Annotated in this window: 20 protein-coding genes and 1 rRNA gene; 9 read left to right on the plus strand and 12 right to left on the minus strand. The window is 73.6% G+C overall.

The window, feature by feature from the left end; genetic code table 11:
• Positions 1-92 precede the first annotated feature (92 nt).
• Positions 93-1,424 (plus strand): M20/M25/M40 family metallo-hydrolase, encoded by a 1,332-nt coding sequence (locus tag BM339_RS41940; RefSeq protein ID WP_075024468.1) that lies wholly within the window; start codon positions 93-95, stop codon positions 1,422-1,424.
• Here BM339_RS41940 and BM339_RS41945 read toward each other — a convergent pair.
• Complete coding sequence (locus BM339_RS41945; protein WP_021599636.1) at positions 1,421-1,633, minus strand: DUF5988 family protein; 213 nt, start codon at positions 1,631-1,633, stop codon at positions 1,421-1,423. The two genes, BM339_RS41940 and BM339_RS41945, sit on opposite strands and share 4 nt — an antisense overlap.
• A 107-nt stretch (positions 1,634-1,740) precedes the next feature.
• Between BM339_RS41945 and BM339_RS41950 the strand changes: the two genes are divergently transcribed.
• From BM339_RS41950 to BM339_RS41960, 3 genes are all read left to right on the plus strand, one after another.
• Positions 1,741-2,643 (plus strand): hypothetical protein, encoded by a 903-nt coding sequence (locus BM339_RS41950; RefSeq protein ID WP_075024449.1) that lies wholly within the window; start codon positions 1,741-1,743, stop codon positions 2,641-2,643.
• A 152-nt stretch (positions 2,644-2,795) separates the two neighbouring features.
• Positions 2,796-3,764, plus strand: a complete 969-nt coding sequence (locus BM339_RS41955) for an MBL fold metallo-hydrolase (protein WP_256255782.1) — start codon at positions 2,796-2,798, stop codon at positions 3,762-3,764.
• Positions 3,765-3,840: 76 nt separating this feature from the next.
• On the plus strand, positions 3,841-4,479 hold the full coding sequence (locus BM339_RS41960; protein ID WP_021596406.1) for a pyridoxamine 5'-phosphate oxidase family protein: 639 nt from the start codon (positions 3,841-3,843) through the stop codon (positions 4,477-4,479).
• Between the two features lie 61 nt (positions 4,480-4,540).
• Here the strand turns inward: BM339_RS41960 and BM339_RS41965 are convergent, their stop codons facing one another.
• Positions 4,541-4,798: a DUF5302 domain-containing protein gene (locus BM339_RS41965; protein ID WP_235206434.1), complete on the minus strand. Its 258-nt coding sequence runs from the start codon at positions 4,796-4,798 to the stop codon at positions 4,541-4,543.
• Between the two features lie 74 nt (positions 4,799-4,872).
• On the opposite strand from BM339_RS41965, the gene BM339_RS41970 reads away from it, so the two are divergent.
• The gene (locus BM339_RS41970) at positions 4,873-6,276 is read left to right on the plus strand and encodes a cytochrome P450 family protein (protein ID WP_075024450.1); all 1,404 of its coding nucleotides are present in this window, start codon (positions 4,873-4,875) and stop codon (positions 6,274-6,276) included.
• 20 nt (positions 6,277-6,296) lie between these two features.
• Here BM339_RS41970 and BM339_RS41975 read toward each other — a convergent pair whose 3' ends face one another.
• Complete coding sequence (locus tag BM339_RS41975) at positions 6,297-6,638, minus strand: DUF7668 domain-containing protein (protein ID WP_024935491.1); 342 nt, start codon at positions 6,636-6,638, stop codon at positions 6,297-6,299.
• 99 nt (positions 6,639-6,737) lie between these two features.
• Between BM339_RS41975 and BM339_RS41980 the strand changes: the two genes are divergently transcribed.
• Complete coding sequence (locus tag BM339_RS41980; RefSeq protein ID WP_021596410.1) at positions 6,738-7,145, plus strand: DUF2795 domain-containing protein; 408 nt, start codon at positions 6,738-6,740, stop codon at positions 7,143-7,145.
• On the opposite strand, the gene BM339_RS41985 is transcribed toward BM339_RS41980, so the two are convergent.
• The 6 genes from BM339_RS41985 to BM339_RS42010 all read right to left on the minus strand — a co-directional run bounded on the left by BM339_RS41985 (position 7,139) and on the right by BM339_RS42010 (position 15,386).
• Positions 7,139-9,091: an aconitate hydratase gene (locus BM339_RS41985; RefSeq protein ID WP_075024451.1), complete on the minus strand. Its 1,953-nt coding sequence runs from the start codon at positions 9,089-9,091 to the stop codon at positions 7,139-7,141. The genes BM339_RS41980 and BM339_RS41985 overlap by 7 nt on opposite strands.
• Positions 9,088-10,662: an FAD-dependent monooxygenase gene (locus BM339_RS41990; RefSeq protein ID WP_083598476.1), complete on the minus strand. Its 1,575-nt coding sequence runs from the start codon at positions 10,660-10,662 to the stop codon at positions 9,088-9,090. The genes BM339_RS41985 and BM339_RS41990 overlap by 4 nt, the downstream gene beginning before the upstream one ends.
• A gap of 106 nt (positions 10,663-10,768) precedes the next feature.
• On the minus strand, positions 10,769-12,370 hold the full coding sequence (locus BM339_RS41995) for a long-chain-fatty-acid--CoA ligase (RefSeq protein WP_075024452.1): 1,602 nt from the start codon (positions 12,368-12,370) through the stop codon (positions 10,769-10,771).
• A gap of 92 nt (positions 12,371-12,462) precedes the next feature.
• Complete coding sequence (locus BM339_RS42000; RefSeq protein WP_075024453.1) at positions 12,463-13,320, minus strand: hypothetical protein; 858 nt, start codon at positions 13,318-13,320, stop codon at positions 12,463-12,465.
• A gap of 81 nt (positions 13,321-13,401) precedes the next feature.
• Positions 13,402-14,703, minus strand: a complete 1,302-nt coding sequence (murA, locus tag BM339_RS42005) for a UDP-N-acetylglucosamine 1-carboxyvinyltransferase (RefSeq protein WP_024935493.1) — start codon at positions 14,701-14,703, stop codon at positions 13,402-13,404.
• A gap of 56 nt (positions 14,704-14,759) precedes the next feature.
• Positions 14,760-15,386, minus strand: a complete 627-nt coding sequence (locus tag BM339_RS42010) for a LysE family translocator (protein WP_024935494.1) — start codon at positions 15,384-15,386, stop codon at positions 14,760-14,762.
• A gap of 63 nt (positions 15,387-15,449) precedes the next feature.
• Here BM339_RS42010 and BM339_RS42015 point away from each other — a divergent pair, with 63 nt between their 5' ends.
• Positions 15,450-16,160, plus strand: coding sequence for a haloacid dehalogenase type II (locus tag BM339_RS42015; RefSeq protein WP_024935495.1), 711 nt, complete (start codon positions 15,450-15,452; stop codon positions 16,158-16,160).
• 234 nt (positions 16,161-16,394) lie between these two features.
• Here the strand turns inward: BM339_RS42015 and BM339_RS42020 are convergent, their stop codons facing one another.
• The gene (locus tag BM339_RS42020; protein ID WP_075024454.1) at positions 16,395-16,988 is read right to left on the minus strand and encodes a TetR/AcrR family transcriptional regulator; all 594 of its coding nucleotides are present in this window, start codon (positions 16,986-16,988) and stop codon (positions 16,395-16,397) included.
• 63 nt (positions 16,989-17,051) lie between these two features.
• On the opposite strand from BM339_RS42020, the gene BM339_RS42025 reads away from it, so the two are divergent.
• A complete protein-coding gene (locus tag BM339_RS42025) occupies positions 17,052-18,284 on the plus strand; it encodes an MFS transporter (protein WP_075024455.1) in 1,233 nt (410 codons plus the stop codon).
• Between the two features lie 181 nt (positions 18,285-18,465).
• Entirely contained in the window at positions 18,466-18,966 is a 501-nt protein-coding gene (locus BM339_RS42030) for a tetratricopeptide repeat protein (protein WP_075024456.1), read from the plus strand.
• Positions 18,967-18,987: 21 nt separating this feature from the next.
• Here BM339_RS42030 and BM339_RS50415 read toward each other — a convergent pair whose 3' ends face one another.
• Complete coding sequence (locus BM339_RS50415; protein WP_177287907.1) at positions 18,988-19,143, minus strand: hypothetical protein; 156 nt, start codon at positions 19,141-19,143, stop codon at positions 18,988-18,990.
• 52 nt (positions 19,144-19,195) lie between these two features.
• Positions 19,196-19,312, minus strand: a 5S ribosomal RNA gene (gene rrf, locus BM339_RS42035).
• Positions 19,313-19,497: the final 185 nt, after the last annotated feature.

Here is a 19,497-nt window from a genome sequence, read left to right on the forward strand (position 1 = left end):
GAGACGTTTTTGATCATTCATTGACACAGGTCAGCGCGGGAGCAAAATGAAGGTTCGTTGCGGAAGGGGCTGATGGGGTGGAGTTGCGCGAGATGCCCGACGGGGCGGCGGCGGACCGGGCGGGGACCGACCGGGCGGGGGCGGAGGCGGCGGCGATCTGCGCCGACCTGATCCGGTTCGACACCACGAACCGCGGGGAGGGCGTGGCGCAACCGGAACGGCCGGCCGCCGAGCACGTCGCCGCGCTGCTGGACGAGGCCGGCGTGGCGGCCGAGATCGTCGAGTCGGCGCCGGGCCGCGCGAGCGTGCTCGCCCGCGTCGCCGGGACCGACCCGTCCCATCCCGCGTTCCTGATCCACGGGCACCTGGACGTGGTGCCCGCCGACCCGGCGGACTGGACCGTCCCGCCGTTCTCCGGCGAGGTCCGCGACGGGTGCGTGTGGGGGCGCGGCGCCGTCGACATGAAGGGCAGCCTCGCGATGACGCTCGCGGCCGTCCGGCGGCGGATGCGGGAGGGCCGGCGCACCCGCGGCGACCTGGTCCTGGCGTTCCTGGCCGACGAGGAGTGCACCGGCGACCACGGTTCCCGGTACGTGGCGCGCGAGCACCGGGAGCTCTTCGAGGGCTGCGCGGAGGCGATCAGCGAGTCCGGCGGGTTCAGCGTGGACGCGGGCGGCACGCGCGTCTACCCGATCGCGACCGGCGAGCGCGGCACCACCTGGATGAAGCTGACCGCGCGCGGCACCGCCGGGCACGGCTCCAAGCCGGCACCCGACAACGCGGTCGCGGAGCTCGCGCACGCCGTGTCGCGGCTGGCCGCGTACGAGTGGCCCGTCCGGCTGACGCCGGGCGTGCGGGCGCTGCTGGACGGGCTCGCGGACGCACTCGGCACCACCATCGACCACGACCGCCTCGACGCCGAGGCCGCGCGGCTCGGCCGTGCCGGGCAGCTGTTCGCCGGGACGATCCGCAACTCGGCGAACCCGACCCGCCTGGACGCCGGCTACAAGGTCAACGTCGTGCCCGGCACGGCGACCGCGCAGGTCGACGGCCGCTACCTGCCCAGCACGGGCGATGAGTTCCTTGCCACGATCGACCGGCTGCTCGGCCCGAAGGTCACCCGCGAGTTCATCAACTACGAGGAGGCCCCGGCGGCCGACCCGGCGGGCGCGACGTTCGCCGCGCTCGCCGGGTCGCTCCGCGCCGAGGACCCGCTCGCCCGTCCCGTCCCGTACGTGATGGCGGGCGGCACCGACGCCAAGTCGTTCCACCGGATCGGCATCACGAGCTTCGGGTTCGCGCCGCTGCTGCTCGGGCCGGAGCTCGACTACTTCGGGATGTTCCACGGTGTGGACGAGCGGGTGCCGCTGGACGGGCTGGCCTTCGGCACCCGCGTGCTGGACCGGTTCCTCGACACCCGCTAGAGGGAGCCGGGGGCGCTCGTGCGCCCGGACCAGCGGAACACCGGGAGCCTGCCCTCCGGGGTGTCCCGGTGCCGGGACGTCGCCCTGAAGTGCTCGTATCCGCCGCGGAAGGGGAGCCTCAGCTCGGCGCCGGGCGGGGTGATCCCGACGATCCGGTGCGGCAGGTCCGCGGGACCGCCTTCCAGGAAGGCCTTCAACGAGGTGTCCATGAGCGGATGGTCACATGCCGGGAACGTTCCGCCAATGCTCCGCGGGGACGTATCGCCCTATCATCGCGTCCGAGATCACCGGGACGCCGGGCGGGTAGAGACCAGGCGTGGACTTCTCCAGCGCGACCGGCGAGCTCTACGGCGTCCCGCCCGCCGAGTTCGTGGAAAGGCGGAAGCGCCTGGCCCAGGAGGCGAAGGCGGACGGCGACGCGGCGCTCGCGAAGCGGATCGGGGGGCTGCGGCGGCCGACGCTGTCGGCCTGGGCGGTGAACCTCCTGGCGCGCTCGGCGCCCGGGGAGCTCGACGACCTGCTGGACGTCGGCGAGGAGATGCGCGCGGCCTGGTCCTCCGGCCGCGGCGTCGGAGACCTGGAGCAGCGCCGGGCCGGGCTGGTGCGGGCGCTGGTGCGCCGCGCCGCGGACCTCGCGGCCGAGGCGGGCGGCCCGCTGCGGGAGCAGGCGGTCCGCGAGGTGGAGGACACCCTCCAGGCCGCGACGGTGGACGCCGGCGTCGCCGAGGAGGTGCGCGCCGGACGTCTCCCGCAGCCGCGCAGCCACACCGGCTTCGTCCCGGCCGGGTTCCCGATGGCGCCGGCGGAGAAGCGGGAGCGTCCCGAGCCGAAGCCCGAGGAGAGGCCCGAGGAGAAGCCCGCCCGGCGCCCCAGGGAGAAGAAGGAGCCCGAGCGGGCGAGGTCGAACGTCACCCGGACGAGCGCGGCGCGGGCGAAGCGGGCCGAGACGCTGCGCAAGCGCGCCGAGCAGGCCGAGCGGAAGCTGGCCGAGCGGGCGGAGCGCGCCGACGCCGCCCGGCGCGAGGTCGAGGAGGCGTCCGCGGAGGTGGGCCGGCTCCGGCACGAGCTGGACCGGGCGATCGCCGAGCGGGACGCCGCGTCCCGGCGGGCCGGGCGCGCCGAGCAGAACCGGGCCCGCGCCGAGGAGGCGGCGCGGGAGGCGCGCGAGGCCGCCGCCGACGCCCGGCGGGCCGCCGACCGTGACGCACGCCACGGCTGACCTCGGCACCCGCCGGTCAGGCGGTCGGACGGGATGAAGTACCTTCGTTTTCGAACGTGATTCGATTTCGGAGGGGGCCTGCGGTGACGGCACCGGTCGTGGAGCAGCCGACTGACTGGACCGAACCGGGCGCTCACCAGGTGGCCCCAGGGGTGCACCGGGTCCCCCTGGAGCTGCCGATCCCGTCGCTGCACGCCGTCAACGTGTACGTCATCGAGGACCCCGAGGGCCTCGTCGTCGTGGACTCGGGCTGGGCCATGCCCGACTCGCGCGCCGCGCTCGAACGCGCCCTCGCCACGCTCGGCCACCGGCTGGACGACGTCGCGCAGTTCCTCGTCACCCACGCCCACTGGGACCACTACTCGCAGGCCCTCGCCCTGCGGGAGTCCTTCGGGACGCGGGTGCGGATCGGGCGCGGCGAGCAGCCGTCGATCGAGGCGTTCGACCGGCGGCTCGGGCTGCACCCCCGGCAGGTCGAGCTGCTCCGCCGGTGCGGCGCGCACGAGCTCGCCGACGAGATCGCGGGCAAGCCGGTGGACCGGTCCGAACGCGACGTCCCGCACACGATGCCGGACGCGTGGCTGGACGACGGCCAGCGGCTCACCCTGGCCGAGCGGGGCCTGGACGTCTTCGCGACGCCGGGGCACACGCGCGGGCACATCGTCCTGCGGGACGCCGGCGCCGGGCTGCTGTTCGCGGGCGACCACATCCTGCCCCACATCACGCCGTCCATCGGGCTGGAGACCGAGCCCGAGCCGAAGCCGCTGCGCAGCTACCTGGAGTCCCTGCGGCTGGTCCGCGGGATGCCCGACACGCTGCTGCTGCCGGCGCACGGTCCCGTGACGCCGAGCGTGCACACCCGGGTCGACCAGTTGCTGGAGCACCACGCCGAGCGGCTGGAGATCGCGGCGACGCAGGTCCGCGCCGGCCGCGGCACCGCGTTCGAGGTGGCGGCCGCCATGCCGTGGACGCGCCGCCGGCGCAGCCTCGACGACCTGGACGCGTTCAGCCGGATGCTGGCCGTCCTGGAGATCGACGCGCACCTGGACGTCCTCACGGACCAGGGCGTGCTGGAGGCCCACGAGGCGGCCGGGGTCCGCAGCTACGCCGTGCGGCGCTGACGCACCGCGGGCAGGGCGCCGGAGGACGCCCGAGTTACGATGATCGTCGGTTCCCCCGGGTGGAAGGAGGGGCGCGATGACGGTCGCCCCCGAGTTCACAGCGATCACGTCCGCGCAGGAGCTGCGCGAGCTTCTCGGCGTGCCGATGCGGCGCGCGGTCGACAAGGAGCGCGTCGCGCTGCACGACTGGGACCGGGAGTGGCTCGCCAACTCCCCGTTCTGCCTGATCTCCACCAGCGACGCCGACGGCAACTGCGACGTCTCCCCCAAGGGCGACCCACCCGGCTTCGTCCACGTCATCGACGACACGACGATCGCGATCCCGGACCGTCCGGGCAACCGCCGCGCCGACGGATTCCTCAACGTGCTCGGCAACCCGCACGTCGGGCTGATCTTCCTCATCCCGGGGCGCGGGGAGACGCTGCGGATCAACGGGCGGGCCACGCTCGTCCGGGACGCGCCGTTCTTCGACGCGATGGTCGTCAAGGGGCACCGGCCCGCGCTCGCGCTGGTCGTGGAGATCGAGCAGATCTTCTTCCACTGCGCGAAGGCGCTGATGCGCTCGAAGCTGTGGAAGCCGGAGTCGTGGGAGCCGGGGGCCCTGCCGCCGCACGCCCGCATCGTCAAGGACGTCCAGTACACCGAGGAGTCGCTGGACCAGCTCGAACAGCACTACACCGAGGCGAACTACTCCAAACTGCTGTACAAGGGCTGACCCCCGCGCCTTCCACGCGGGGGTCGTCGGTCACAGCGGGGTCGGGGGCGCTCCGGCCCCGTCAGCCGCTCTTGCGGCGGAACTGGCGCTGGTGATCGGCCCGGTCGTGCGTACCGCGCACCTTCGAGCCGCTCCTGCCGCCGCCACCGGTGTTCTTGCCCGCCGCTCCGCGCTTGCGCTCCAGGGCCTCCCGGAACCTGCGCTTCACGTCGTCCTCGCCCTCGTCGGGCTCTCCTGCCGAGTCGGCCATGCGGACCTCCAGCTCTCGTTCGGGCACACCTAGCGTCACATACCCCGCGTGGACCGCGGACTCGTGCACCCCCACAAGATCATCGTGGGAGATTCCAGCATAAACCGGCCGCAGACGAATGATCTCTCCTAGGGTCTGTGCACGTGGATCCGCAGACACCCCACGCAGAGCCCCTCCCCGCCCACCCGCCGCTGGAGTCGCTGGCCGTCCAGCCGCTGCTGAACCGCGACTACGAGGCCCGGCCCGCGGCGTTCTTCGAGCGGCTCCGCGCGGAGTACGGGCCCGTCGCGCCGGTGGACGTCCTCGGCGTCCCGGCCTGGCTCGTCATCGGGTACGCGCAGACGCTCGACATCCTGCGCGACACGCGCGGCGTCTGGAGCAGGCGGGTCGGCTCCTGGCGCGCCTACCGGGACGGCGCGGTACCGGCGGACTGGCCGATGCTGCCGGTCGTCGAGTCGGACAACTGCGGGTTCCGCGACGGCGCCGAGTCCACCCGGCTGCGCGGCGCCTGGAGCGAGGGCCTGCGGCCGTTCCAGGACCGGACGCGGCCCGAGGCGAAGGCGCTGGAGCAGGCCGTCCGGCGGTACGCCGACGAGCTGATCACGGTGCTCTCGGAGAACGGCGGCCCGTCCGGCTGGGCGGACCTGTCGGCGCAGTACGCGCGGCCCCTGCCGCTGATGGTCATCGGGCGGCTGCTCGGCTCCGGGGCGGACAGCGGCGACGAGCTGATCATCGACCTGTGGCGGGTGATGGACGCCGGCCCGGGCGCGCAGGAGGCGTCCGAGCGGCTGACCGCCCGGGTCGCGGACCTGTGCGCGGCGCGGATCGCGGCCCCCGGCGACGACCTGCCGTCCGCCATGCTGGCCGCCGTGCCGGACCTGACCGCCGACGAGCTGACCGCCGAGATGGCCATGATGACCGGCCTCGTCGGCGACGTGACCGGGACGCTGATCTGCAACACCATCACCGAGGTGCTCATCGGCGACACCGGCGCCCGCGACAGCCTGTCGGCCGGCCTGCTCCAGGAGGCGATCAACCGCGCGGCGGCCGCCAACCCGCCGATGGCGAACATGGCGTTCCGCTGGGCCAGGACGGACGTGCGCCTCGGCCGGTTCCAGATCGCGGCCGGCGACCCGGTGATGGTGTCGCCCGCCGCCGCGCACCTGGACCCGGCGTTCACCGCGTCCACCACGCCCGACTCGATCTACAGCTCGCGCGCGCACCTGGCGTGGGGCGCCGGGCCGCACGCCTGCCTCGGCCGCGACCTCGCCACCACGATCACCACCATCGCGGTGGAGCGGCTGTTCGACCGGTTCGCCACGCTGCGGCTCGCGCTGCCCGAGGACCAGCTCCCGTGGCGGTCGTCGCCGATCATGCGCGGCCTGCGGTCCCTGCCGGTCACCTACGAGCTGGCCGAGGCGCCGGCGCGGCCCGCCCCCGCGCCCGCCGAGCCGGAAGAGGACGCCGAGCAGGACCCGCCGGCCGGGGCCGGGCCGAACTCGCTGGTGCGGCGCGTGCTGCGGCTGATGCGCATCCCGCAGTCCTGACCGGCCACCGCGGGCCGGGGTCAGGGGCCGATGCCGTCCAGGTCCGCGGCCCACACGCCGGCCATGATCTCGGTGACGGTGAGGCGCAGCGTCAGCGCGGAGCGGCCGTCCCGCGCCGTCCACAGCGGGAAGGCCACGTGGAAGGCGCGCCCGCCGGCGGAGACCTGCTCGGCGCCGGTCACCTCCAGCTCGCCGAAGGCCTCCTCCGGCGGGCTGAGCAGGTCGTGCCCGGCGAGCGCGGCGGCCATGTCGGACGCGCTGAGCCGGCGTCCCTCGGTCAGCGTCTCGAGTTCCTCGTAGTCGCCCCGGACGAGCAGCGCGACCACGACCCTGACGGCGTTCACGCCCTCCTCCGGCAGCATGCGCCACACCGTACCGCGCCCCCGCCGCGAGATCGCCCGCATGTTTGGGCACGCCCGCCCGGGAACGATCGACGGGTACGCGCGCAGGGAGGACGCACGATGCCAGACAAGAGCGACAAGCACGGCGCGAAACTGGACGAGGAGATCGACCGCGAGACCCGGGGCATGGTCAGCGGCGGGCATCCCACGCACGCCGAGGAGTTCAAGGAGACCGAGCCCTTCTCCGACGATCCGCCCGCGGACCCGGACACGGCCGCCGCCGACGCGCGGGAGGGGTCCCCGCCCGGCATGAGCGCGCAGGACGTCGAGTCCCGCAGCGCGCTCGCGCGGATGCTCACCGGCGTCCGCTACCCGGCCCGCCAGAACGAGCTGGTCCGGCACGCGGCCGAGGCCGACGCGTCCGGCGAGCTGATCGAGCGGCTGCGCGGGCTGCCGAGGCGCGAGTACGAGAACGTCGCGGACGTGGCCGAGGAACTCGGCTACGGCAGGGAGGAGCGGCGCTACTGACCGGCCGCGCGTGCGCGGTGCAGCGGGATCTGGCCGCCGGCGGCGACCAGATCCCGCTGCCGTGCGGACAGCCGGTGCCGCGCCCGGTACGTCTCACCCCTGGTGAGGTTGCGGACCTCGATCTCCGTTCCGGCCTCCAGCGCGCGCCGGACGCCCTCGACGCGCAGCACGTCGCCCTGGCTGATCCGGTCGTGGTCGGAGCCGTCGGCGAACTCCAGCGGCAGGATCCCGAAGTTGACGAGGTTCTGCCAGTGGATCCGCGCGTACCCGCGCGCCAGGACGAGCCGGAGCCCGAGATGGCGGGGCGCGATCGCGGCGTGCTCGCGTGACGAGCCCTGCCCGTAGTTGCGGCCGCCGACCACGGCGTGCGGCCCGGCCTCCCGGGCCCGCCCGGGGTAGCCCTCGTCGATCCGGACGAACGCGAAGTCCGCGAGCCTGGCGATGTCGCTGCGGTACGGCAGCGCCCGCGCGCCCGCCATCAGGATCTCGTCGGTCGACACGTCGTCCCCGACCTTGATGACGACGGGGACCTCGACGATGTCGGGAAGCGGGTCGAGGTCGGGCAGCACGCCGATGCTGGGCGCCTTCTCCAGGGCGGCGCGGCGGGCCTCGTCCTCGGGCGGCGGGCCGTCGAGCATCGCGCGGTCGACGCTGGACCGCGCGGGGAGCCGGACGGCGGGCGGGTCCATGTCCAGGTCGCGGGGGTCGGTGATGCGGCCGGTGAGCGCCGCGGCGGCCGCGGTCTCGGGCGAGCACAGCCAGACGAGGTCGTCCTCGGTGCCGGACCGCCCGGGGAAGTTGCGCGGGAACGTCCGGAGGCTGTTGCGGCCGATCGCGGGCGCCTGCCCCATCCCGATGCAGCCGAGGCAGCCAGCCTGGTGGATGCGGGCGCCCGCCTGGAGGAGGTCGGCCGTCGCGCCCATCCGGGTGAGGTCGACGAGGATCTGCCGGGACGTCGGGTTGACGTCCAGCGAGACCCGCGGATGCACCTGGCTCCCCCTCACGATCGCCGCCACGGACGCGAAGTCGCGCAGCCCGGGGTTCGCCGACGACCCGACGACGACCTGGTGGACCTCCTCGCCCGCGACCTCGCGCACCGGCACCACGTCGCCGGGCGAGCCGGGCCGGGCGATCAGCGGCTCCAGTTCCGCCAGGTCGATCTCCTCGGTGACGTCGTAGGAGGCGCCCGGGTCGGCGACGATCTCGGTGAAGTCGTCCTCGCGGCCCTCCGCGCGCAGGAACTCCAGGACCCGCTCGTCGGACGGGAACACCGTCGTCGTGGCGCCGAGCTCGGCGCCCATGTTGGCGATGACGTGCCGGTCCATCGCGGTCAGCGAGGCGAGGCCCGGCCCGTGGTACTCGATGATCCGGTTGACGCCGCCGCGGACCCCGTGCCGCCGCAGCATCTCCAGGATGACGTCCTTGGCGCTCAGCCACGGCGCGAGCCGGCCGGTCAGCCGGACGCCCCAGATCTCCGGCATCGTGACGTGCAGCGGCTCGCCGGCCATCGCCATCGCGGTCTCCAGCCCGCCGACGCCGATCGCGAGCATGCCGAGCGAGCCCGCCGCGCACGTGTGGGAGTCGGAGCCGGCCAACGTCGCCCCGGGCACGCCGAACCGCTGCATGTGCGTCGGGTGGGACACGCCGTTGCCGGCCTTGGAGAACCAGAGCCCGTAGCGGCGGCTCGCGGACCGCAGGAAGATGTGGTCGGCCATGTTGCGCTCGTCGGCCTGAAGGAGGTTGTGGTCGACGTACTGCACCGACACGTCCGTACGTACCCGGTCCAGGTCGAGGGCTTCCAGTTCCAGCATCACGAGCGTGCCGGTCGCGTCCTGGGTGAGGGTCTGGTCGACGCGGATCCCGATCTCGCCGCCCGGCGTCATCTCCCCGCTCACCAGGTGCGAGGCGATCAGCTTCCCGGCCACGCCGAGGGCTCCCCCGGTCACCGGGTCCTCCCGTCCTGGGGCAGGTCGTCCCCGGGGACGCTCTCGGCCGGGCGCGGGTCGTGGGCGGGGTGGTCGGCGGGCCGCCCGCACCAGTGGTCCAGCGCGTCCCTGATCGCCGCGGCCCGCCGGTCCGGCGCGGTCTCGTCGGTCGCCCACGCGACGTACCCGTCCGGGCGGACCAGCGCCGTCGTCCGGGTCGCGCCGCCCGCCGTCACGCAGTGCACGCGCCCGGCCCACCGCCGGGTCGCCAGGTAGGTGACGGCCGGGTCGTTCGCCGCGACGACCAGGACGAACCGCCCGTCGCCGAGCAGCCCGTAGAGCCGTCCCGGTTCGCCCGCCAGCGGGACGTCCGGGGCCCGCCTGCCGGCGAGGCGGTGGGACCCGCGCGGAGCCGGGTAGGCGATGTCGATGCCGGAGACCGCGCCGGCCATCCGCCGGGCGACGGGCCGGGCGTGGGTCGCCGCCCACGCCGCCGCGCCGCGCGCCGTCCGCAGCCACCACGGCTCGGCCAGCGCGAACCGCAGCAGCAGGCCGCTGCCCCGCAGGACCTGCCGGCCGACCGGGTACCGCTCCTCGTGGTAGCTGTCGAGCAGCCATGACGGCGCCCGGCCCCGCAGTTCGGCCGCGAGCTTCCACCCGAGGTTCGCCGCGTCCTGGATCCCGGTGTTCATGCCCTGCCCGCCCGCCGGGGAGTGGACGTGCGCGGCGTCCCCGGCGAGGAACACCCGGCCCACCCGGTACCTCGGGACCTGCCGCTCGTCGCTGTGGAACCGCGACGTCCAGCGCGGGTCGCGCGGGCCGAGGTCGGTGCCGAGCGCGCGGCGCGCCATCTCCCGCAGCTCGTCCATGTCGACGGGCTCGGAGTCGGGTGCCTGGTGCCGGCGGTTCCACGCGATCACCCGGTACCAGCCGTCGCCGAACGGGGCGAGGAACGCGAACGCGTCCCCGGTCGCGCCGACGGTCAGGACGCCGGCGGGCGCCTCGTCCAGCCGGACGTCCGCGAGCATCACCGACCGCACCACCGCCCGGCCGGGGAACGGGAGCCCGAGCGCCCGCCGCACGGTGCTGCGGACCCCGTCGGCGCCGACGACGTACGAGGCGCGCCGGGTCCGCGTCGTCCCGTCCGCGGTACGGACGTCGACGTCGACGCCGGCCGCGTCCTGGCGGAGCCCGGTGGCCTCGGCCCCGTACACGATCTCCGCGCCGGCGGCCAGCGCCCGTTCCGTGAGGACGCGCTCCGTCTCGTACTGCGGTGTGACCAGGACGTACGGGAAGCGCCCCGGCAGACGCGACAGGTCGAGGCCGGTCGCGCCGAGCAGCCGCAGGGTCGCGACCCGCCGGCCCGTCCCGATCAGCTCCTCCGCGACGCCGCGGGCGTCCAGCATCTCCAGGGTGCGGGCGTGCACGGCGAACGCCCGGGTCAGGTTGCTCGCCTGCTCCTCGCGGCGCTCCAGCACCGTGCACGCGATCCCGGCCGCGGCCAGGTCGCCGGCCAGCAGGAGGCCCGTCGGGCCCGCCCCCACGATCAGCACGTTCCCGTCCGGTCTTCCGGCGGGCCTCCCGGTGGGCATCCCGATCCCCTCTCGCTCGGCGGCCGGCACTCGGCGGCCGCGCAGGGAACACTTCCCACGAACCGGCGGCCATCACCTCACCGGAGGCCCCGTCCCGCCGGGGTTCTCAGCCCTGGACGCGGCGGTCGCGGCCCGCCCACTCCCGCTCGCGGAGCTGGAACTTCTGGATCTTGCCGGTGGACGTCTTCGGCAGCTCGGGGACGAACTCCACGGCGTCGGGCGCCTTGAACCGGGCGAGGCTCTTCCGGACGTGCTCGACCAGCTCGGTCCCGGTGACCGCGTGCCCGTCGCGGAGGACCACGAAGGCCTTCGGGCGCTCGCCCCACTTGTCGTCCGGGACCGCGACGACGGCGACCTCCAGCACGGCCGGATGCGAGTCGATCGCCCGCTCGACCTCGACCGTGGAGATGTTCTCACCGCCGGAGATGATGATGTCCTTGGAGCGGTCGCGCAGCTCGACGTACCCGTCGGGGTGGCGGACGCCGAGGTCGCCGGAGTGGAACCAGCCGCCGCGGAACGCGCGGGCGGTGGCCTCCTCGTCCCGGTGGTAGCCCTTCATGACGTTGTTGCCGCGCATGACGATCTCGCCGAGCGTCGCGCCGTCGGCGGGGACGTCGTTCATGGCGTCGTCGACGACGCGCAGCCCGTCCGTCTGGATCATGCCGACGCCCTGCCGGGCCAGCAGGCGCGCCCGGTCGGCGGCGGCCAGCTCCGGCCACCCCGGCTGCGGGTCGCAGACCGAGTACGGTCCGTAGGTCTCCGTCAGCCCGTACACGTGCACGATGCCCGCGCCGAGGCCCTCCATCTGCCCGATGATCGTCGGGCTGGGCGGCGCGCCCGCCGTCGTGACGGTCAGCGGCCGCTCCAGCGGATGCGCCTCCGCCGCGTTCGCGATCGTCACCAGGACGGTCGGGGCGCCGTTCAGGTGCGTCACGCCCTCGGTGTCGATGAGCCGCCACACCTCGCCCGCGACGACCGCGCGCAGGCACACCTGCGTCCCGCCGATCGCGGCGAGCGCCCACGGCGTGCACCAGCCGTTGCAGTGGAACATCGGCAGCGTCCACAGGTAGACGCTCTCGGGCGTGTGGCGCGAGTGCACGACCTCGCCGAGCGCGTTGAGGTAGGCGCCGCGGTGCGTGTAGATGACGCCCTTGGGACGTCCCGTGGTCCCGGACGTGTAGTTGATCGAGATGGCGGCGTTCTCGTCGTCGACGTCCCAGGAGAGCGGGTCCTGCGAGCCGCGCGCCATCAGCTCCCCGTAGCCGATGCCGCCGACCGCCGGGTCGGGTTCGGCGCCGGCGGCCGGGACGGTCACGACCTGCGGCAGACCGCCCGCGAGCGGCGCCACGGACGGATGCAGCGCCGCGTCCACCACCAGCGCCTTCGCTCCCGAGTGGTCGAGGATGTAGCGGATCTCCTCGGCGGCGAGCCGGGTGTTGATCGCGACGAGGACGGCTCCGGCGAGCGGCACGCCGAAGTGCGCGACGAGCAGCTCCGGGACGTTCGGCGCCAGGTAGGCGACCCGGTCCCCGGGGCCGATCCCGGAGGCGCGCAGCGCGGAGGCCAGCCGGGTCGCCTCGGCGGCGAACTCCGCGTACGTGGCGCGGCGATCCCCGTGGACGTAGGCGGTCTTGCCGGGGAACACCTCCGCCGACCGCCGCAGGAACGCGAGCGGGGTGAGCGCCGTGTAACCCGGGCCGTTGTCCATGGGAGCCTCCGGTGCCGTCTGCTGGGAGCGTCCGGCACCCCCAGGGCGGATGTCGCCTGCGCTCCCAGGATCGCACGGCCCCCGCCGCGGGCTCAGGCGCCGCGGGTCAGGATGGAGACGGCCTTGACCGTGGCGTAGCCGCGCCATTCCAGTTCGGCGGCGGGCGAGTAGGAAACGAAGTCGACGCGCCATCCGCCGTCGTCCTGCTGCTCCTCGTCGAGGCGCCGCAGCTCCGCGGCGATGAGGTCGTCCTCGAACAGCCTCCGGACCGGGCGCCCGGGGTAGGGCGCGAGGTCGAGCGGGCGCATCATCTCGTCCTCCTGCCCGCCCTGGACGTGGACGAGGCCGTTCTCGGGGATGTGCCTTCCGAGCAGGTCGATGGCCTCGATGTCCTCGACGGCGTCGGCCAGCCACAGCGCGAACGCCAGTTCCAGGGCGTGCAGCTCATCTTTCGCACGCAGGGCGTCGAGGCAGTAGCGGGTGGCGCGTTCGAGCCACGGATGCGCGGCGACGGCCTTGTCGTGGACGGCGACGCGCTGCGCCGTCGCCGCCACGACCGCCGTGATCTGCAGGGAGGACGCCCGCGGGTCCGCGCCGGCCCAGAACGGCGCGCACCCGGCCGGGTCGGGGACGTGCAGCCCGAACGGCACGCCGCCGTCCGGCAGCGTCACCGAGTCCAGCCAGTCGCAGAGCGCCACCGCCTCCGGGGCCGTGGCCGGCCCCAGCTCCTCGAACACCTCGAACGCGTGCAGCGCCGGGCCGGGCTGGCTGGTGCGCGACCGGAGGTCGGGTTCGAGGCCGTGGCCGTACCCGCCGTCGGGGTTGCGGTAGGCGTTGACCGCGGCGAGCAGCGCGTCGCGGTCACCCTCGCCGGTCAGCAGCTCGAACCGCCGCCGGTCGAGGGGACGCGCGTGCGTGGCCATGAATTCCGATGCCTTCGTCAGGTTCATGGCTCCAGCGTGGCCGCCGCTCGGGCACCCGTCTTGTAGGTTCCGGCCATCACCGCGTAAGGAACCGGCCCAGGTCCCGCGCTAACCGGCCTGCAGGGAGAGCCCCAGCGCCCGGAACTGCTCGACCGGGCGGTGGTAGCCGCGCTCGATGTGGTGGACGCCGCGTAGCGTGGAGGGACCCTCCGCCACCGCCGCCGCCAGCACCGCCGAGAACCCGGCCCGGATGTCGGGCATGGTGACGTCCCCGCCGCGCAGCTTCGTCACGCCGCGCACCACGGCCGAGTGCAGCGCCGCCGTGTCGTGGTACCGGCAGGCGGGGCCGCCGAGGCACGTGTCGTACACCTCGATCTCCGCGCCCATGCTCTGCAGCGCCGGAACGTAGGCGAGCCGGTTCTCGTAGACGGTCTCGTGCAGCACCGACATGCCGTCCGCCTGGGTGAACAGCACCATCAGCGGGGTCTGCCAGTCCGTCGCGAACCCCGGGTGCGTGTCGGTCTGCACCGCAGCGGGGCTCAGCCCGTCCGGCGCGGACGCCATGATCCAGTCATCGGTGATCTGGAACTCCGCGCCCATCCTGGTGAGCGTCGTGATCGCGGTGACGAGACGGTCCTGCGGGCACCCGTGCACCCGCACCTCTCCGCCGGTCACGAGCCCGGCCACCAGGTAGGAGAACGCCTCGATCCGGTCGCCGTCCAGCCGCGTCAGCGCGCCGTTCAGCCGCTCGACGCCCTCGACCACGATCCGCCGGTCGGGCGCGAAGGAGATCCGCGCGCCCATCCGCTGGAGGAACAGCGCCAGTTCGATGATCTCCGGCTCCGTCGCGGCGTTCCTGATGACGGTCTTCCCCTCGGCCCGCACGGCGGCCAGCAGCACCGTCTCCGTGGCGCCGACGCTCGGATACGGCAGGTCGATCCGGGTGCCGACGAGCCGCGTCGCGTGCGCGTGGATCCCGTCCGCCGCGTGCGACACCTCGGCGCCGAACGCCCGCAGCGCCTCGACGTGGAAGTCGACCGGCCGCCGCCCGATCGGGTCGCCGCCGACCAGCGGGACGAACGCCTCGCCCGCCTGGTGCAGCAGCGGGCCGAGCATCAGGATCGGGATGCGGTTCAGCCCGGTGAACGCCTTGCCGACGCTCGGGTCCGACACCGGCCCCGGCACGACCGTCACGTCCCCGCCGGACCGCTCCACGGTCATCCCGACGTGCTCCAGCATGCCCGCGGTGATGCCGACCTCGCCGACGTCGGGCGCGTTGCCGATGGTGCTCGGCCCGTCCCCCAGCATCGCCGCGACCATGTGCTTGCTGACCGCGTTCTTCGCCCCCCGCACGGTGACGTCCCCGCGAAGCGGCCCCGACGGCTCAATACGCCACAACTTGTCAGTCATCCGAGCAGCCTACGGCGTCCGGTGAGCCCGTCCACGGCATTCCCGCGGGCCCGGAATCAGGGACGGTCCGCCAGGAGGTTCGCCGCGAAGCCGATGAACGCAACGCCGCTGACCTGTTCCATCCGCCGCCGGAAGGACGGCCGCCGGAGCCTGTCCCCCAGCGCGGCCGCCGCGCCCGAGACGAGCCAGAACCAGACCGCCAGCTCGATCAGGTCGATCACGGTGAACAGGACGGTCGTGCCGAACACCGGTGCCCCGTGCGGCATGAACTGCGGGACGAGGCTCATGTAGAACACGCCGGCCTTCGGGTTCAACAGGTTCGTCCCCACCCCGGCCCGGAATGCCGCGAACCCGGTCCCGGCCACGGCGGGTTCCGGCGGGGCGCTCCCGCTCTCCTTCCTCCGCGCGCGCCACAGCGCCGTCGTCCCCAGCCACACCAGGTACGCGGCGCCGCACACGCGCACCACGTCGTACGCCACCTGCGAGGCGGTCAGCAGGGCGGTCAGCCCGACCGCCGTCGCGAGCCCCCAGACGCCGCACCCGGTCAGGATGCCGAGTGCCGCCGCGAGCCCGCTCCGCCGGCCCTGCGCGATGGACGTCCTGAGCACGAGGAACGTGTCCAGGCCGGGCATGACATTGACGATCATCGCGGCGAGGGCGAACGCGAGCACGGCGGTGGCCATGATCGAATCCTACCGACACTCCTTACGCCCGCTGCTCCGGCGGACGTGCTAGATGTGGCTGGTATGAACGTTGACGCTGCGGTGTTCGATGTGTTCGGGACATTGACCGACTGGCGGTCGAGCGTGGCGGGCGAGCTGGCCGAGGTCGGCGAACGCGCCGGGCTGCACGCCGACTGGACGGCCGTCGCCGAGGACTGGCGGCGCCGCTACCGCCCCACGCTCGGACGGGTCGTCGCCGGGGACCTGCCCTGGGGTCCCCTGGACGCCCTTCACCGCCTCATGCTGGACGAGGTGCTGCCCGGGCACGGGCTCGACACGCTCACCGACGCCGACCGGGACCACCTGGTCCGGGCCTGGCACCGCCTCCGCGCCTGGCCGGACGTCCCCGAGGGCCTGGAGCGCCTTCACCGGAGCCCCGTCCTCACCGCCACGCTGTCCAACGGCGGGGTGGGGCTGCTGACCCGCCTCGCGAAACAGGCCGGGCTCCGCTTCGACTGCATCCTGTCGGCGGAACTGGCCGGCTCTTACAAACCCGACCCGCGCGTCTACCGCAAGGCCGCCGAACTCCTCGACGTCGAGCCGAGCCGACTCCTCATGGTCGCCTGCCACCCGGACGACCTCGAGGCGGCGGCAGCGGTCGGCCTCCGCATCGCCTACGTCCCCCGCCCCGAATGGGGCCCGCACGCCGCGCCCGTCCCACCACCCGCCGAGGCCGACCTGGTCGCCACCGACCTCAACGACCTGGCCCGCACCCTGGCCGAAACACGCGACTGAACAGAACCGGCGACTCCCGCTTCCCAGAAAGCGGGCGCTCCGCCCTGGTCGCTCACGTCTCCCTTGTGGGCGAGGAGGACACGGTCACCTGCTGCGACGGCGGAACCGTCGCTTTTCGACACGCTCGCGATGCGGGCGAACTTGAGGTCGTCTCGCACGATCGCGGACCGTTCAGCCGCGCGCGGGGCCACGTGACGATTCGACGCTCGGGGCGATCACGATCCAGCCAACCGCCTAGACGGCGGCCGTCTCCGTCTCCGTCCATGAGTCGGCGAGCGTGCAGAGTTCGGCGAGCGCGGTCTCGGCCCGTTCCCGGTCGCCGGTGGTGAGGACGTCGGTCTGCAAGCCCGCGTAGGCGCTGTTGAGGAAGGTCGCCTTGACGCGCGCCTGAGCGGGATCGAGGCCGCGGGCGGTCAGGGCGCCCGCGACGAACTCCGCCCGTTCCGCCAGGAATCTCGGTATCCGGTCGCCGAGGCGCCCGGCGGCGGCGAGCCCTTCGATCTCGCGGACGAGCCGGGTGTGCGCGATGTTCTCCGGCGCCAGGTGGCGGTCCCAGGAGGCGCGGACGATCGCGCCGATCCCCCGGTCCGTGTCGTCCCAGCCCTCCGTCGCGTGGAGCTGCTCGTGCTGGATCTCGTCCAGGCGCTTCAGCAGCGCGGCGAGCAGCGCGTCCTTGTCGGCGAAGTGGTGGGTCAGGACGCGGGTGCTCTGGCCCAGGGCCTGGGCGATCGGGCGCATCGACAGGCCGGACATCCCGTGCTCGGCGAGATGGTCGAGCACCGCGTCGAGGATCTCGACGCGGCGACGCGGGTCGCGCGGCCTGGCCACTCCTGCCCTCCTTCAGGTCCGGGATGTTCAGCCTATAGGGTAACGAGTGTTACCTTAACCGCCATGCTCATCTTCCGGCGCCCGTCCAGTGGGCTGTGGCTCGTCGCCCTCACCCTGACCGCGTTCACCCTCCAGACCGACGACTTCGTGATCGTGGGCGTGCTGCCGTCCATCGCGACCGGCCTCTCGGTCAGCGAGGCCGCGGCCGGGCAGCTGGTGACCGTCTTCTCCGTCGTCTGCGCCGTGTTCGCTCCCGTGGCGGCGGTGGTCACGGCGTCGTGGTCACGGCGTCGCCTGCTCACCGGCGGGATGCTGGTGTTCAGCGCCGCCAACCTCGCCGTACCGCTCGCCACGTCCTACCCGGCGCTGATGACCCTGCGGGTCGTCGCCGCGCTCGCCGCCGCCGTCGTGCTGCCGACCGTGTTCGCGGTCACCGCCGCCCTGTCCCCGCCGGGCCGGCAGGGCCGCGACCTGGCGACGGTCATGGCCGGGCTGACGGGCGCCATCGTCGTCGGCGTCCCGCTCGGAACCTGGATCGGCGCGGCGTTCGGCTGGCAGGCCACCTTCGTGACGGGCGGTCTCCTCGGCCTCGCCGCCCTGGCCTTCCTGCACATCACCGTGCCGGACGTCGTGTCACCACCCCAGACCGGCCTGAGCGAACGGCTCCGCCCGCTGGGACGTCCGGCCGTGCTGCTCGTGCTGTCCGCCGCCGTCGCAGCCGTGGTCGGCAACCTGATGATCCAGACGTATCTCGCGCCCCTCCTGGACGGGCTGGCGGGTGTCACTTCGTCCGAGTTGGGCGGGCTTCTGGTGCTGACGGGCGTCGCGGGCATCGTCGGCGGGCGGTTCAGCGGCACGTTGGTCGACCGTTTCGGCCCGGCGAGAACGTTCGCCCTGGCAGCCGCCGTCTTCACCGTGTCGATGGCCGGGCTGGCGCTGGTCTGGTCGCTGCGTCCGGCACATCTGGCGCTCGTCGTCCCGTTGCTGCTGGTGTGGTCAGCGGCGGCCTGGTCGGTTCCGCCGCCTGTCCAGACGCGTGTCCTGGCGTCCGCCGGGCCCGAGAGCGGCCCGCAGGCCCTGGCGCTCAGCAGCAGCGCCGTCTACGTCGGCGCTTCGCTCGGTGCGGGCCTCGGCGGATGGCTGCTCGGCATCTTCGGCGCCGGGACGCTGCCCGTCGCGGCCGGTGCCTGCACCCTGCTGGCCCTGGCCTTGTTCGGCCTTGCGGAGCGCACCGCCCCCGACCCTGCCCCCGCGGACGAACCCGCCGAACACGCCGACTGCGAAGTACGTGGCTGACCCCTCGCCGGACCGGTGGCCGCGCCGGTGCAAGATGTGTGGGTTGGCACCGGCGCGACCATGATCCCGACCATCGTCGAGCGGACCAATTCTGCCCGGCCGGAGGTTGCACAACCGTTGCGCCGCCGCCCGGGGACGGGCCGCCCCCGCGACGATGACCTCCGGCCCTATCCTCGATTCCATGATCACCTCGGATTGGGAGCGGCGAATCGCCGATCTCTGGGCCTCCTTCGACGACCACGAGCCCGCGGCCTTCCTCGCCGAGGTCGAGGAGCTGGCCGGCGAGCTTCCACCCGGCGACGCGGTCGCCGAGTACGAGATCGCATCGGCCCATGACTCGATCGGCAACGAGGCGGAGGCCGCCGTCCACTACCGGCGGGCGTTCGAGGCCGGGCTGTCCGGGACGCGCCGCCGCGAGGGGACGATCCAGTACGCCAGCACCCTGCGCAACCTCGGCCGGGCCGAGGAGAGCATCGCGTTGCTGACCACCGAACGCGACGCCGTGTCGGACGACCTCGACGACGCCGTGACCGCGTTCCTGGCCCTCGCGCTCACCGATGTCGGACGCGAAAGAGAGGCGGTGTCGCTCACCTTGGGCGCCCTCTCCCGCCACCTCCCCCGGTACAACCGCTCGCTCGCCGCCTACGCCGAGGCTCTGACGCAGGAAGGCCCCGCCAGCTGACTTCCTCCGCGCAGCGGCCGGTCACGCCTTCGCGCTGACGTCCCGCCGGGCCCGCGCGAGCACCGGATCGGCGTCCCCCGGGTAACCCCCGGCGCGCTCGACAGCACTCGTGCGCCCGACCTCGCCGAAATGCCACCGGGCACGGTCATGGTCACCGGCCGACACCAGAATCGGCATGGTGAAATGAGAAAGGCCCCGCCGAAATCGGCGGGGCCTTCCTGCAATATAGGTCCGGCGGTGTCCTACTCTCCCACACAGTCTCCCATGCAGTACCATCGGCGCTGAGAGGCTTAACTTCCGGGTTCGGAATGGGACCGGGTGTTTCCCCCTCGCCAAAACCACCGAACGCCTCAACGCACCACCCCCAGCAGGGGTGTGCAAGCCTCAACGTCCGAGCCAGGCTCGGTATTCACTTGATTAATGCGGGTTCCCGGTTGTTTTCCAGGAACCACACAGGGACGCGAACAACTCACAACAGCGATTCGGTTTGAACGTCATGTGTGTTCAAGCCACTCGGCCTATTAGTACCGG

Source organism: Actinomadura madurae (genome assembly GCF_900115095.1).
In the GTDB taxonomy this organism is placed as follows: Bacteria; Actinomycetota; Actinomycetes; order Streptosporangiales; family Streptosporangiaceae; genus Spirillospora; species Spirillospora madurae.

Coding starts and splice junctions, on each gene's coding strand:
- BM339_RS41940 (WP_075024468.1), top strand. CDS start 93: ATGCCCGACGGGGCGGCGGCGGACCGGGCGGGGACCGACCGGGCGGGG.
- BM339_RS41945 (WP_021599636.1), bottom strand. CDS start 1,633: ATGGACACCTCGTTGAAGGCCTTCCTGGAAGGCGGTCCCGCGGACCTG.
- BM339_RS41960 (WP_021596406.1), top strand. CDS start 3,841: ATGACGGTCGCCCCCGAGTTCACAGCGATCACGTCCGCGCAGGAGCTG.
- BM339_RS41975 (WP_024935491.1), bottom strand. CDS start 6,638: ATGCTGCCGGAGGAGGGCGTGAACGCCGTCAGGGTCGTGGTCGCGCTG.
- BM339_RS41980 (WP_021596410.1), top strand. CDS start 6,738: ATGCCAGACAAGAGCGACAAGCACGGCGCGAAACTGGACGAGGAGATC.
- BM339_RS41990 (WP_083598476.1), bottom strand. CDS start 10,662: ATGCCCACCGGGAGGCCCGCCGGAAGACCGGACGGGAACGTGCTGATC.
- BM339_RS41995 (WP_075024452.1), bottom strand. CDS start 12,370: ATGGACAACGGCCCGGGTTACACGGCGCTCACCCCGCTCGCGTTCCTG.
- BM339_RS42000 (WP_075024453.1), bottom strand. CDS start 13,320: ATGAACCTGACGAAGGCATCGGAATTCATGGCCACGCACGCGCGTCCC.
- murA (WP_024935493.1), bottom strand. CDS start 14,703: ATGACTGACAAGTTGTGGCGTATTGAGCCGTCGGGGCCGCTTCGCGGG.
- BM339_RS42010 (WP_024935494.1), bottom strand. CDS start 15,386: ATGGCCACCGCCGTGCTCGCGTTCGCCCTCGCCGCGATGATCGTCAAT.
- BM339_RS42015 (WP_024935495.1), top strand. CDS start 15,450: ATGAACGTTGACGCTGCGGTGTTCGATGTGTTCGGGACATTGACCGAC.
- BM339_RS42025 (WP_075024455.1), top strand. CDS start 17,052: ATGCTCATCTTCCGGCGCCCGTCCAGTGGGCTGTGGCTCGTCGCCCTC.
- BM339_RS42030 (WP_075024456.1), top strand. CDS start 18,466: ATGATCACCTCGGATTGGGAGCGGCGAATCGCCGATCTCTGGGCCTCC.
- BM339_RS50415 (WP_177287907.1), bottom strand. CDS start 19,143: ATGCCGATTCTGGTGTCGGCCGGTGACCATGACCGTGCCCGGTGGCAT.